Here is a 12,712-nt window from a genome sequence, read left to right as displayed (position 1 = left end):
ACAGCGCCCCACCAGGGGCCGTGGGGCGGGCGGGGCAGCGCCCCGTCAGGGGCGCGGGGAACTGCGCGAGCAACCCCCACCGCCCGGCGGCCGGGCTCCTACGGCAGGCTCTACGGCGCGTGGCCGTCGGCACCCCGGCGCGGCGCTGGCTACGGCGTGGGGCGGGCGGAGCCGCGCCCCGTCAGGGGCGCGGGGAACTGCGCGAGCAACCCCCACCGCCCGGCGGCCGGGCCACTACGGCAACCTCTACGGCGCGTGGCCGTCGACGCCCCCGGCCCACCGGTAACCCGCCCCGCACCCCGGTGGGGGCAGGCCAAGAGGTCACCCGGGGCTAGCCCCGAGCCCCCCGCTCCGGACACCCCTCCGTCTCCTTGCAAAGGTTCGTCTCCACCTTCGCAAGGAGACGCAACAGCTCCGCGCACTCCGTCTCCTCCAGACCGGCCAACGTGTGCCCCTCCAGCTCCCCCCACGCCCGCTCCACCTGCGCGAGCAGCCCGCAGCTCGCCGCGCTCGCCTCGACGAGCACGGCGCGCCGGTCGGCCGGATCGGGGCGCCGCCGCACGTGCCCGGCCTGCTCCAGGCGCTGGAGCATCTTCGTGACCGTCGACGGGTCGAGGTCGACCGCCTTGATCAGCTCGGACTGCCGCACCGCACCCGCGTCCCACAGGTGCATCATCACGAACTCCTGGCCGGGGTAGAGGCCGAGCCCCTTGAGGGCCTTCCCCGCGGCGATGCGGTGCAGCCGGGCCACCCGGCTGACGGCGAGACTGACGGGCCCCGCGTCGGCGACGCCCGATGCCCCGGGCGTACAGACGGGGTCGGCCGAGGGGGCCTGCACGGTGTCGGCCTTCATCACGCACTCCTGTTGTAGACGTCTTCGAAAACTTTACCTTGGTCGGCCAATAAATGGGCTACAGTGGCACTCGTCGCCAATCATTGGTCGACCACATAAGTGGCGGCCGTGGACCAGCCAGGGAGTTTCGATGACCACCGCATTCGACCCGATCGACCTGTCCGGCACCCAGCTCGGCAACCGCATCGCCATGGCCCCCATGACCCGCAGCCGCGCCGCCGACGGCGGTGTCGTCACCGAGCTCACCGCCGAGTACTACGCCCAGCGCGCCTCCGCGGGCCTGATCATCACCGAGGGCATCCAGCCTTCTGTGGTCGGCCAGGGATATCCGGACACCCCGGGCCTGCACTCCACCGAGCAGGTCGCCGCCTGGCGGAAGGTGACCGACGCCGTGCACGCGGCGGGCGGCACGATCTTCGCCCAGCTCATGCACACCGGCCGCGTCGGCCACCCCGTGCTGCTGCCCGACGGCCTGACCAACGTCGGCCCGTCGCCCGTCGCCGCCGCGGGGCAGGTCTACACCGCCGAGGGCCCCAAGGAGTTCGTCACCCCGCGCGAGCTGACCGGCGCCGAGATCCGCGCCACCGTCGACGACTTCGTCAGCGCCGCGCGCAACGCGATCGACGCGGGCTTCGACGGCGTCGAACTGCACGGCGCCAACGGCTACTTGATCCACCAGTTCCTCGCGCCCAATTCCAACCGCCGCACCGACGAGTGGGGCGGCTCCGTCGAGAACCGCATCCGCTTCGCCGTCGAGGTCGCCTCGGCCGTCGCCGCCGAGATCGGCGCCGCCCGCACCGGCTTCCGCGTCTCGCCCGGCAACCCCTTCAACGACATCTCCGAGCCCGACCCGGAGCCGACGTACACCGCCCTGGCGAAGGAGCTGGCCGCGCTCGACCTCGCCTATCTGCACGTCGCGGAGGCCGGCGACGTCCGTGACCTCTCCGTACGGCTGCGCGCGGAGTTCGGCGGCACGTTCCTCCTGAACCCGCACACCGAGGGCCCCACCAGCCACGACGCGCTCGCCCTGATCGAGGACGGCACCACGGACCTCGTCACGTTCGGCGCGCTCTTCCTCGCCAACCCCGACCTGCCGGCCCGCCTGAAGACCGCGGGCCCCTACAACACGCCGGACCGGACCACCTTCTACGGCGGCACGGAGAAGGGCTACACGGACTACCTGCCGCTGTAGGAGGCCCTATGTGGCCCGCGGACAGCGAGCCGGCCCGGCACCCACGGGGGGTACCGGGCCGGCCCGCTCGCCGTCAGCGGCAGGTCACCGCACCGGAGTGAAGTCCCGCGCGCCGATGTACTCGGGCCGGCGCACCGGCGCCGCGAACGGCTCCACCGCCGTGTTCTCCACGCTGTTGAAGACGATGAAGACGTTGCTGCGCGGGTACGGGGTGATGTTGTCCCCCGAACCGTGCATGGCGTTGCAGTCGAACCACGTCGCCGACCCGGCCTCGCCCGTGAACAGGCGGATGCCGTAGTCGGACGCGAGGTGCGTGAGCGTCTCGTTCGACGGGATGCCCGCGTCCTGCATCTGCAACGAACGCTTGTAGTTGTCCTTCGGCGTGGCGCCCGCGCAGCCGAGGAACGTCTTGTGCGACCCCGGCATGATCATGAGGCCGCCGTTGGTGTCGTGGTTCTTCGTCAGCGCGATGGACACCGACACGGTCCGCATGTTCGGCAGGCCGTCCTCCGCGTGCCAGGTCTCGAAGTCCGAGTGCCAGTAGAACCCGGAGGCGCCGAAGCCCGGCTTCACATTGATCCGGGACTGGTGGACGTAGACGTCCGAGCCGAGGATCTGCCGGGCCCTGCCGACGACCCGCGGGTCCGCCGCCAGCTTGCCGAAGAGCTCACTGATCTTGTGCACCTCGAAGATCGACCGGATCTCCTGGGAGCGCGGCTCGACGATGGAGCGCTCGTTGGCGCGCATCGCCGGGTCGTTCATCAGCCGCTCCAACTCGGCGTGGTACACGGCCACTTCGTCCGGGGTGATCAACTGGTCGATCGCCAGGAAACCGTCCCGCTCGAACCCCGCCAGGTCCCCGGGCGTGATCGGCCCTGCCGCACCCGGCTCGGACCACACCACGGGGTCCTTGCGTTCGATGAGCACCTCTTCGGCGCCTCGGGTCGGGTACAGGTCGGTGGTGCGTTCGGGTGCGGTGGTCATGGTGTTGCCTGCCTCTCCTCTCGTACGGCCCTGTTCGGGATGTAGGTCGTGGTCAGACCGGGTCCGGCTCCGTGAGCAGCGGGTACACGCCGTTCTCGTCGTGGTCCTCACGACCGGTGACGGGCGGGTTGAAGACACACAGGCAGTGGAAGTCCTCCTTGATCCGCATGGTGTGCTTCTCGTGCCCGTCGAGCAGGTACATGGTGCCCGGCGTGATCGTGTACTTCTCGCCGGTCGTGTCGTCGGTCAGCTCGGCCTCGCCCTTGGTGCAGACGACGGCCTCGATGTGGTTCGCGTACCACATCGACGTCTCCGTACCCGCGTACAGGATGGTCTCGTGCAGCGAGAAGCCGACGCGCTCCTTGGCGAGCACGATGCGCTTGCTCTCCCAGGTGCCCGACTTTGCCTTCACATGCCGGTCGGTGCCTTCAATGTCCTTGAACGAACGGACGATCACGGTGAGTTGGTTCCTTTTCTCTTACGGTGCCGGGGCTCGGTAGCGCGCTCGCTCAGGCGGTCTCGCGGACCGCGCGGGCCAGCGTGCGCAGCCCCTCGTCCAGCTCGTCGGGGGTGATCGTCAGCGCCGGCAGGAGCTTGACGACCTCGCCCTCGGGGCCGGAGGTCTCGATCAGCAGGCCCAGTTCGAAGGCCCGCTTCGCCACGGCGCTCGCGCGGTCCTTGTCCAGGAACTCGATGCCCCAGACGAGTCCGCGGCCGCGGAACTCCTTGATCTCGGAGCGGTTCTCCTCGACGATCGCGGAGAGCACCTGCTCGACCTGCTCGCCGCGGGCGCGGGTCTGCTTCTCCATCGCCGAGCCGTCGGCCCAGTAGGTCTCCAGGGCGGCGGCGGCCGTCACGAACGCCGGGTTGTTGCCGCGGAACGTGCCGTTGTGCTCGCCCGGCTCCCACACGTCGAGCTCCGGCTTGAACATGCAGAGCGACATGGGCAGGCCGTAGCCGCTGATCGACTTCGACACCGTCACGATGTCCGGCGTGATGCCCGCCTCCTCGAAGGAGAAGAAGGCACCGGTGCGGCCGCAGCCCATCTGGATGTCGTCGACGATCAGGAGCATGTCCCAGCGCTCGCACACGTCGGCGAGCTTGCGCAGCCACTCGGCGCGGGCGACGTTGATGCCGCCCTCGCCCTGCACCGTCTCGACGATGACGGCGGCGGGCTGGTTGAGGCCGGAGCCCTGGTCCTCCAGGAGCCGCTCGAACCAGATGAAGTCGGGGGTCTGTCCGTCGAGGTAGTTGTCGAACGGCATCGGCGTGCCGTGCACCAGCGGAATGCCGGCGCCCGCCCGCTTGAAGGCGTTGCCGGTCACGGCGAGCGAGCCGAGCGACATGCCGTGGAAGGCGTTCGTGAACGACACGATCGACTCGCGGCCCTTGACCTTGCGGGCCAGCTTCAGCGCCGACTCCACGGCGTTGGTGCCCGTCGGGCCCGGGAACATGACCTTGTACGGCAGGTCCCGCGGGCGCAGGATGATGTTCTGGAACGACTCCAGGAACGCGCGCTTCGCGGTCGTCGACATGTCGAGACCGTGGGTGACGCCGTCGCGCTCCAGGTAGTCGATGAGCGCGCGTTTCAACACCGGGTTGTTGTGCCCGTAGTTGAGCGAACCGGCGCCGGCGAAGAAGTCGAGGTACTCGTGGCCGTCCTCGTCGTACATGCGGCTGCCCTGCGCGCGGTCGAAGACCGTAGGCCAACCGCGGCAGTAGCTGCGCACCTCCGACTCCAGGGTCTCGAAGACGCTCAGGTCGGGCTGGGTGATGGTCACAGCGGATCTCCTGGGAGATGGAAAGACGTGGGAGTGGGGGGTTGCGGACATGCGGGGGGAGCGGAACCGGTCAGCGGCCGATCGGCCCGATGCGGTAGAGCACCTCTGGCTCGTGCCCGTCATCGGGGAAAAGACCCGCGTCGAAGAGGATCTTTCGCTCGACCGCCGCGCCGTGGCGCCGTGCGTAGGAGAGGAACAGCCGCTCGGAAGCCGTGTTCCCCGGCGTGATCGTCGTCTCGATGGTGATCGGCGCACGCCCGGCGGCGACCTTCGCGGTCAGCCCGTCGAGCAGGGCGCCGGCCAGACCGCGGCCGCGCTGTGCGTGATCGACGGCCACCTGCCAGACCAGCAGGGTGTCCGGGCGCTCGGGCCGGAAGTAGCCGGTGATGAAACCGACCGGCTCCCCGTCGGCGCCCCGGGCCACCACGGAGGTCGCCGCGAAGTCGCGGCACCACAGCAGGTAGCTGTACGAGGAGTTGAGGTCGAGCACCTTGGAGTCGCGGGCGATCCGCCAGATCGCGGCGCCGTCGGCGACGGCGGGGCTGTCGATGCGCAACCCCTCGGGCATTTCCAGGAATTTCGCTTGCAGGTCGGTCGGTAGATCGGCTTGTGCAGCGGTCATGCGGATTGAATTTACCGAGCAATTTCTGGAATTGCATCGTGGGAAGGGGTTACATGAGAGCGCTTCATGTGTTATCACGCGGGGGCGTGCGCCCGCATGAGGTGCCGCCGCTTTGGGTGGTTTTCGACCGGATTTACGACGCAAAACGGACGCATTGTGGAGTACGTCACACAGGCGTAACCCGGTGGAGACGTGCCTGAATTGCGCCGATTGGTGCTGTCGAAACCTTAGTGTTTAGGTCTCCGGAAAGCGGGCAGAAGAATACGGGAAGCTGTGCTTGTCGAGTTTATAAATAATTCGTGAGAACGTGCGCGGGAATTCAAAGAGGGCGGCAAAGGAGCGGAGGGGTGGATTCACGATCCGGTGACCCCGTCGATGCGCTCCCTGAGGAGATCGGCGTGGCCGTTGTGCCGGGCGTACTCCTCGATGAGATGGACCAGGATCCAGCGCAGGCTGACGACGTCCTCGCCGCCCATGACGGCCGCCGACTCCGCGTCGAGCCGCCCCGTGTCGTCGAGCGAGCGTCCCGCGCAGAGCTCCCGGGCCACGGCGACCTCGCGCTCCCACACCGTGAGCACCTCGGCGAACGTCCTGGACCGGTCGAGGGCGAAACCACTGCGATCCCCGTAGAGCGGCTCGACGTCGCGCCGCGCGAACACCCGCTGGAACCAGTTCCGTTCGACCTCGGCGAGGTGCTGCACGAGGCCGAACAGCGAGAGCGAGGACGGCTCGGCGGACGTGCGCAGCGCCTGCTCGTCGTCGAGCCCCGCGCACTTCAGGGCCAGGGTGGCGCGGTGGATGTCGAGCCAACCGGCCAGCATGGCGGGCTCGTCGGCGGTCAGGGCCGGAATGCGGCGGCCGTCCGGGAGCGTGGTCATGGTCTGCACGGTGCCACGGGTGCGTGCAGATGGCCATGGGGCGGCGGACGGCCGCGGAGGTTTCGAGCCGCACCCACAGGGCTTCCCGCGGGTGCGGGTGCGGGTGCGGGTGCGGGTGCTAGTGCCGGTGCCGGTGCGTGGGCATGTCGGCGGGAAGCGGGGGCGTCAGCTCCAGGCGTCCGTCACCGCGCGCCGCGCCGCCTCCAGGTCGACCGCGAGGCCGGCCTCGCCCATCGCGGCGCCCAGCGCGGCGACGCAGGCGTGCACCACACCGCGGGTCGCGTCCGGGCCGTAGTGGTTGACCCGGATCATCTCCTTGGCGAGCGCCCCGCCCCCGGCGACCAGCGGAAGCACCGGGTCCGCGGCGAGCGCCCTGGCCACCAGGTCAGAGGCGTCGACGCCGGAGGGCGCGCGCAGGGTGGTGGCGACCGGCGCCGCGTCCACGGCCTCGTGCACGTACGGCTCCAGGCCACCGCCCAGCGCGAGCGCCCCCGCGCGGGTGGCGGCGGCAGCGGTGGCGTGCCGCGCCATCAGGGCGTCGAGGCCCTCCGACTCGATGCGCTCCACGCACGCCTCCAGCGCCAGCATCTCCAGCTGGGCCGGCGCGTGGAGCAGCGCCTTCCTGCCCCCGTCGATCCAGCGCTCCTTCCAGTCCAGGAGGGAGAGGTAGGAGCGGCGCGGCGCCTGCGGGTTGGCGGCGATGCGCTGCCAGGCCCGCTCGCTCACGGAGACCGCGGAGACCCCCGCGGGCCCGCCCATCGCCTTCTGCGCGCCGATCACGCACAGGTCCACGCCCCACGCGTCCGGCAGCAGCGGCTCGGCGGCCACCGAGGCGACCGCGTCCAGCATGAACAGCGCGCCGTGCTCGCGCACGACCTCGCCGATCTCCGCGACCGGGTTGGTGTTGCCGGTCGCGGCCTCGGCGTGCACCAGCGAGACGAAGTCGATCTCCGGGTGCTCGGCGAACGCCTGACGGACCTGGTCGGCGGTGACGGCGGTGTGGAACGGCACGGCGAGGTCGACGACGGTGGCGCCGCAGTCCCGCAGCCAGTTGCCGAAGGTCTGGCCGTACGGCCCGGTGATCACGTTCAGCGCGGTCGTGCCCGGCCGCGCCGCGCCCCGGATGCAGCCCTCCAGGGGCAGCAGCGCCTCGCCCTGCATGATCACGACGTCCTGCTCGGTGTCGAGCAGGCGGGCCACCCGCGCCTCGATGGCGGCGAAGTGCTGGGCGCTCAGCGGCGCCAGGTCCAGAAAGGGATGCGTCACAGTACTGCTCACGTCACTGCTCACTTCGCTCACGAGTTCGTTCGGGCTGCGGTACCGAGCGTACCGGCCGCCTCTTAGGCTGCTGCTCATGAGCGATCGCGCGGTGCTGCACGTGAAGGGGCGGGTGCTCGTCGGGCCCGATGACGTACGGGACGAGCTGTGGGTGGTCGGGGGGAGGGTGACGTACGACCGGCCCGTGGGGGCGGCGGCGAACGACGTGCGTACGGTCGAGGGCTGGACGCTGCCCGGCCTGGTCGACGCGCACTGCCATGTCGGCCTGGACGCGCACGGACCCGTCGACGCGGCCACCGCCGAGAAGCAGGCCCTGACCGACCGTGAGATCGGCGCCCTCCTGCTGCGCGACGCGGGCTCCCCCTCGGACACCCGCTGGATCGACGACCGCGAGGACCTCCCCAAAATCATCCGTGCGGGCCGCCACATCGCGCGTCCCCGCCGCTACATCCGCAACTACGCCCACGAGATCGAACCCGAGGACCTCGTCGAGTACGTCGCCCAAGAGGCCCGGCGCGGCGACGGCTGGGTCAAGCTCGTCGGCGACTGGATCGACCGCGAGGTCGGCGACCTGACGGCGTGCTGGCCCCGCGGGGCGGTTGAGGCGGCGATCGCGGAGGCGCACCGGCTGGGCGCCCGCGTCACGGCCCACTGCTTCGCCGAGGACTCGCTGCGCGATCTGGTCGAGGCGGGCATCGACTGCATCGAGCACGCCACGGGGCTGACCGAGGAGACCATCCCGCTCTTCGCCGAGCGCGGCGTCGCGATCGTCCCCACGCTCGTCAACATCGCCACGTTCCCGGACCTCGCCGCGGGCGGCGAGGCGAAGTTCCCGCGCTGGTCGGGGCATATGCGGCGGCTGTACGAGCGTCGCTACGACACGGTGCGCGCCGCGTACGACGCGGGTGTGCCGGTCTACGCGGGAACGGACGCGGGGGGCTCCCTCGCCCACGGCCTGGTGGCCGCCGAGATCGTCGAGCTGACCCGCGCGGGCATCCCGCCGGTCGACGCGCTCTCCGCGACGACATGGGGCGCGCGGGAGTGGCTGGGGCGCCCGGGGCTCGCGGAGGGCGCGCCGGCGGACCTCGTGGTGTACGAGGCGGACCCCCGCGCGGATGTACGCGTCCTCGGGGCGCCGCGGATGGTGGTGCTGAACGGGAGGGTAGTGGGTTGACCTGGGCGTTACGCGTTCCTGGGTGGCTCGTTGAAGCCGCCTCGCGGGGGCGCTCGCGTCAACGCCCGGGCGCGGGACGTGTGGTGTCCGGGTGATGCGGGGGAACGCACGTGCCGGGGGATTCGAAAGCAGGGGCGGATGCCGCCCTTTGGAGTGAACTCACGTCTGGTTGCTGCTCGTTCACTCTAAGTGCGTAAAGATTCCCGCGTCGTCCCCCGTCGAGGCGGGACGACGCCATCGGCGCGCACGCGATGTCCCCATGTGGCGTGCCGCCGGTGGCCCGCATTCTCCTGTGGGGGTTCCACCACCTTGAACAGCAACACCTTGCGCACGCCTGCCCGCCGCCTCTCCGTCGTCGCCGTGACCACCGCGCTCGCCGCCGGGCCCGCGGCGCTCGCCGGCGCGGGAGCCGCCCGCGCCACGGACGGCGACAGCCACCGCGGTGGGCGCGCCGACGCCGTCGTGCTGCGCACCGGCCTGAACGTCTCCCTGCTCAACAAGACCCTGAACGTCCCGCTCAAGGTCGCCCTGAACGAGGTGCGGGCACCCGCGAGCGCCGAGAAGACCACGCTCACCGCCCAGTTGGACGGGGTCGACGGCGGGCGCCCCTTCAGCGTGCTGCGCGCCGACGTGGCCACGGCGAGGGCGACCGTGCGGGGCGGCACGGCGGAGGGGTACAGCAACATCGCGCGGGCGAGGATGCACGTGCCGGGGCTGCCGCTGCTCTCCCTCGTCGAGGTCGAGAAGGTCACGTCGAAGGCGGTCTGCGCGGCGGGCAGGAAACCGGTCGCCGAATCGAATCTGCTGGGCGACGTGACGGTGCTCGGCAAGAAGGTCACGCTGACGGCGCGCGGAACGACCGAGGTGAAGGTGCCGGGCGTCGGCGAGGTCCGCCTCGACCTGTCCAAGACCCACACGACGTCGAGGACCGCCGCGGCCTCCGCCCTGGAACTCACGGTCTCCGTGAACCCCCTGAAACTGAACGTCGCGGAGGTCACGGGCACGGTGCGGCTGGCCGGGGCGGGTTGCGAGACGCCGGCGGACGCGCCCCCGAAGGAGAACGACGATCAGCCGCAGGGGAAGCCGGGGCAGCGGGTGGAACCCACAACTCCGAAACCGGAGGCGAACCTCGCGGAGACGGGTGGCAGCTCGATGACGCCGTACGTGGCGGGCGGGGCTGTGGCACTCCTCGCGGCGGGCGCCGGAGCAGTGACCTTCGCCCGCCGCAACCGCGGCTAGCCGAAGCCGGCACCACCCGCCCGCCCTTACTCCCGCAGGACGGCGCGGGGCCTCCCTGCCCGCCCTTACTCCCGCAGGGGCGGCGCGGGGCCAACCCCCACCCACCCGCCCCTACTCCCGCAGGGGCGGCGAGGGGTCAATCCCCGCCCGCCCTTGCCTCCGCAGGGGCGGCGCGGGGGCAACCCCCACCCGCCCGCCCTTGCCTCCGCAGGGGCGGCGCGGGGCCAACCCCCACCCGCCCGCCCTTACCCCCGCAGGACGGCGAGAGGCCAACCCCCCACCCGCCCGCCCCTACCCCCGCAAGACGGCGCGGGGTGCACGGGTGGGTGGGTGGGAGGCATCCGCCGCGAAGCGGCGGGCTAGTCGCCCCTACCCCAGCGGGACGGCGCAGGAAAACCCACCCCCCCCCGGGCCCACCCCGCCGGAGGCTACGGTCGCAACGTCGCGGCAAGGGCGGCCAGAAACCGATCCGAGGTCGCACGGTCCCTGACGGCGAGTCGGATCCAGTCGGGCCCCAGGCCAGGAAACGTATCGCCCCGCCGCACGGCGAACCCCACCCCCCGAAGCCGCTCCCGCACCCCACCCGCCCCGGGCACCCGCACCAGAAGAAAGGGCCCCTCCGCGGGACCCACCACGCGCACCCCGCGGGGGGCGAGCGCGCCGAGCCCGGCGAGGAGGTGGGCCCGGTCCGCGGCGACGCGATGCGCCGCATGCCCCGCTTCCGCCAGCGCCCGCGGCCCCACGCACGCCCGCGCCGCCTCCAGGGCGGGCGAGGAGACCGGCCACAGCGGCTGCGCCCGGACGAGAGCGGAGATCACCTCCGGGGAGGAGAGGACGTACCCGATCCGCAGACCCGCGAGGCCCCAGGTCTTGGTGAGGCTGCGCAGGACCACCAGGCCGGGTATGTCCGTGCGGCCCGCCAGCGCCTCCCGCTCGCCCGGCACCGCGTCCATGAACGCCTCGTCGACCACCAGGATCCGCCCGGGGCGCGCCAGCGCGGCGACCGACGCGGCGGGGTGGAGGACGGACGTCGGGTTCGTGGGGTTGCCGACGACCACCAGGTCGGCCTCCTCGGGCACGGCGGAGACGTCGAGCCGGAATCCGTCCTCCTCCCGCAGCAGCACCCGCCCCACCTCGTGCCCCGCGTCCCGCAGCGCCGCCTCGGGCTCGGTGAACTGCGGGTGCACCACATAAGGGCGCCGGACCTTCAGGGCGCGGGCGAGGAGGACGAAGGCCTCCGCAGCGCCCGCGGTGAGCAGCACCCGGTCCGGCGGCACACCGTGCCGTGCCGCCACCGCCTCGCGCGCCGCACGCCCGTCCGGATAGGCGGCCAGGCCGTCGAGCGACGCGGCGATCACCTCCTTGAGCCACGCCGGGGGAGTGTCGGAGCGTACGTTCACGGCGAGGTCCGTGAGGTCCGCGCCGTCGTCCCGCACCTCCGCGTCCCCGTGGTGGCGCAGGTCGACCGGGACGGCGGGCGTGCCGGGCCGGGCCGCGACCGCGCACGTCGCCATAGGCGGCCGCCCCACGGGCGCCGACTTCCGCTTCGGTACGAGGAGTTCACCGCCGCCCCGCAGCGCCGCCGCCTCCGCCACCGACGGCGTGCCCACCGCGGCCCGGGACCTCGCGGTCGGGTTCGGCACCGCGACGTCCGCCAGGTCCCGCGCCGCGTACGTCACGAGCGGCACGCCGAGCCGCGCGGCCGCCCCGACGATCCCCGGCTCCTCGCCCTTCACGTCCACCGTCGCCAGCTCGGCCACCGCCGTCTCGGGGAAACCCGCGTCGCGGACCGCGTCCCGGACCAGGCCGAGCACCTCCTCCACCGGAGCGTTCTCACAGGCGCCGACGCCGACGACGAGCACGACGTCCCCGGCGGACGTCACCTTTCCGGCACCGGCCATGGGAAGTAGGTCCTTTCGTGTGGGGCGGGGGTGATGGATGTGCGGGACAGGGGGTCAATCGGCTAGCAAGGGGCCATGGCGGTGCTCGTGGCGCTCGGCGCCTTTCTCATGACCCTGGTGGGCGGCTGGACGGCCCAGCGGGTCACCGACCGGCGCCACCTCGTGCTGGGGCTCGCGGGCGGGCTGATGCTCGGCGTCGTCGGCCTCGACCTGCTGCCGGAGGCGCTGGACGCCGCGGGCGGCCCCGTCTTCGGCGTACCGGCGGCCCTGCTCCTGTTCGTCGCCGGCTTCCTCGTCGCCCATCTGGTGGAACGTCTCCTCGCCGGCCGGCACGCGGCCCACGGCGCCGGGGACGACGGGCACGGCCGGGTCCCCCAGGTCGGGCTGACGGCCGCCGCCGCGATGGTCGGGCACAGCGCGATGGACGGCGTCGCGATCGGCGCCGCCTTCCAGGTGGGCGGCGGCATGGGCGCGGCCGTGGCGCTGGCCGTCGTCGCCCACGACTTCGCGGACGGCTTCAACACGTACACGATCACGAGCCTGTACGGGAACGCCCGCCGCAAGGCCGTCGCCATGCTCGTCGCGGATGCGGCGGCCCCGGTGGTGGGCGCCGCGTCGACGCTGCTCCTCACCATCCCGGAGCAGCTGCTCGGCGGCTATCTGGGCTTCTTCGGCGGCGCGCTGCTCTACCTCGCGGCGGCCGAGATCCTGCCCGAGGCGCACCACGACCACCCGGCGCGCTCGACGCTGCTGTGCACGGTGGCGGGCGCGGCGTTCATCTGGCTCGTGGTGGGCGTCGCGGAGTGAGGG

12 protein-coding genes are annotated in these 12,712 nt (G+C 72.1%); 4 read left to right on the top strand and 8 right to left on the bottom strand.

Annotated features, from left to right (window positions below):
• Positions 1 to 331: 331 nt before the first annotated feature.
• Positions 332 to 853: a MarR family winged helix-turn-helix transcriptional regulator gene (locus tag ACZ4Z4_RS17815; RefSeq protein WP_468327848.1), complete on the bottom strand. Its 522-nt coding sequence runs from the start codon at positions 851 to 853 to the stop codon at positions 332 to 334.
• 130 nt (positions 854 to 983) lie between these two features.
• Between ACZ4Z4_RS17815 and ACZ4Z4_RS17810 the strand changes: the two genes are divergently transcribed.
• Entirely contained in the window at positions 984 to 2,045 is a 1,062-nt protein-coding gene (locus ACZ4Z4_RS17810) for an alkene reductase (protein WP_468327846.1), read from the top strand.
• An 84-nt stretch (positions 2,046 to 2,129) separates the two neighbouring features.
• On the opposite strand, the gene thpD is transcribed toward ACZ4Z4_RS17810, so the two are convergent.
• The 6 genes from thpD to ACZ4Z4_RS17780 all read right to left on the bottom strand — a co-directional run bounded on the left by thpD (position 2,130) and on the right by ACZ4Z4_RS17780 (position 7,576).
• Positions 2,130 to 3,029, bottom strand: coding sequence for an ectoine hydroxylase (thpD, locus tag ACZ4Z4_RS17805; RefSeq protein WP_468327844.1), 900 nt, complete (start codon positions 3,027 to 3,029; stop codon positions 2,130 to 2,132).
• A gap of 52 nt (positions 3,030 to 3,081) precedes the next feature.
• Positions 3,082 to 3,486, bottom strand: a complete 405-nt coding sequence (locus tag ACZ4Z4_RS17800) for an ectoine synthase (RefSeq protein ID WP_219687406.1) — start codon at positions 3,484 to 3,486, stop codon at positions 3,082 to 3,084.
• A 52-nt stretch (positions 3,487 to 3,538) separates the two neighbouring features.
• The gene (gene ectB / locus ACZ4Z4_RS17795) at positions 3,539 to 4,810 is read right to left on the bottom strand and encodes a diaminobutyrate--2-oxoglutarate transaminase (protein WP_468327842.1); all 1,272 of its coding nucleotides are present in this window, start codon (positions 4,808 to 4,810) and stop codon (positions 3,539 to 3,541) included.
• 70 nt (positions 4,811 to 4,880) lie between these two features.
• Positions 4,881 to 5,432, bottom strand: coding sequence for a diaminobutyrate acetyltransferase (gene ectA / locus ACZ4Z4_RS17790; protein WP_468327840.1), 552 nt, complete (start codon positions 5,430 to 5,432; stop codon positions 4,881 to 4,883).
• Positions 5,433 to 5,785: 353 nt separating this feature from the next.
• Positions 5,786 to 6,310 carry a DinB family protein gene (locus ACZ4Z4_RS17785; RefSeq protein WP_468327838.1) on the bottom strand — a complete coding sequence of 175 codons (525 nt, stop codon included), beginning with the start codon at positions 6,308 to 6,310 and terminating at the stop codon, positions 5,786 to 5,788.
• A 165-nt stretch (positions 6,311 to 6,475) separates the two neighbouring features.
• The gene (locus ACZ4Z4_RS17780) at positions 6,476 to 7,576 is read right to left on the bottom strand and encodes a pyridoxal-phosphate-dependent aminotransferase family protein (RefSeq protein ID WP_468328449.1); all 1,101 of its coding nucleotides are present in this window, start codon (positions 7,574 to 7,576) and stop codon (positions 6,476 to 6,478) included.
• 88 nt (positions 7,577 to 7,664) lie between these two features.
• Between ACZ4Z4_RS17780 and ACZ4Z4_RS17775 the strand changes: the two genes are divergently transcribed.
• A complete protein-coding gene (locus ACZ4Z4_RS17775) occupies positions 7,665 to 8,762 on the top strand; it encodes an amidohydrolase family protein (RefSeq protein WP_468327836.1) in 1,098 nt (365 codons plus the stop codon).
• A 309-nt stretch (positions 8,763 to 9,071) separates the two neighbouring features.
• Positions 9,072 to 10,001 (top strand): SCO1860 family LAETG-anchored protein, encoded by a 930-nt coding sequence (locus tag ACZ4Z4_RS17770; RefSeq protein ID WP_468327834.1) that lies wholly within the window; start codon positions 9,072 to 9,074, stop codon positions 9,999 to 10,001.
• 428 nt (positions 10,002 to 10,429) lie between these two features.
• Here the strand turns inward: ACZ4Z4_RS17770 and cobC are convergent, their stop codons facing one another.
• Entirely contained in the window at positions 10,430 to 11,902 is a 1,473-nt protein-coding gene (gene cobC / locus ACZ4Z4_RS17765) for an Rv2231c family pyridoxal phosphate-dependent protein CobC (RefSeq protein ID WP_468327832.1), read from the bottom strand.
• Between the two features lie 75 nt (positions 11,903 to 11,977).
• Between cobC and ACZ4Z4_RS17760 the strand changes: the two genes are divergently transcribed.
• Positions 11,978 to 12,709 (top strand): ZIP family metal transporter, encoded by a 732-nt coding sequence (locus ACZ4Z4_RS17760; protein ID WP_468327830.1) that lies wholly within the window; start codon positions 11,978 to 11,980, stop codon positions 12,707 to 12,709.
• The last annotated feature ends 3 nt before the right edge of the window (positions 12,710 to 12,712 follow it).

This window comes from Streptomyces sp. NPDC030245 (assembly GCF_055572995.1).
This window is presented reverse-complemented; position numbering and strand designations above follow the sequence as displayed.

What these genes read in the sequence shown, in the direction of transcription:
- ACZ4Z4_RS17775 (WP_468327836.1), top strand. Translation starts at nt 7,665, where the DNA reads ATGAGCGATCGCGCGGTGCTGCACGTGAAGGGGCGGGTGCTCGTCGGG.
- cobC (WP_468327832.1), bottom strand. Translation starts at nt 11,902, where the DNA reads ATGGCCGGTGCCGGAAAGGTGACGTCCGCCGGGGACGTCGTGCTCGTC.
- ACZ4Z4_RS17785 (WP_468327838.1), bottom strand. Translation starts at nt 6,310, where the DNA reads ATGACCACGCTCCCGGACGGCCGCCGCATTCCGGCCCTGACCGCCGAC.
- ACZ4Z4_RS17810 (WP_468327846.1), top strand. Translation starts at nt 984, where the DNA reads ATGACCACCGCATTCGACCCGATCGACCTGTCCGGCACCCAGCTCGGC.
- ectA (WP_468327840.1), bottom strand. Translation starts at nt 5,432, where the DNA reads ATGACCGCTGCACAAGCCGATCTACCGACCGACCTGCAAGCGAAATTC.
- ACZ4Z4_RS17760 (WP_468327830.1), top strand. Translation starts at nt 11,978, where the DNA reads ATGGCGGTGCTCGTGGCGCTCGGCGCCTTTCTCATGACCCTGGTGGGC.
- thpD (WP_468327844.1), bottom strand. Translation starts at nt 3,029, where the DNA reads ATGACCACCGCACCCGAACGCACCACCGACCTGTACCCGACCCGAGGC.
- ACZ4Z4_RS17815 (WP_468327848.1), bottom strand. Translation starts at nt 853, where the DNA reads ATGAAGGCCGACACCGTGCAGGCCCCCTCGGCCGACCCCGTCTGTACG.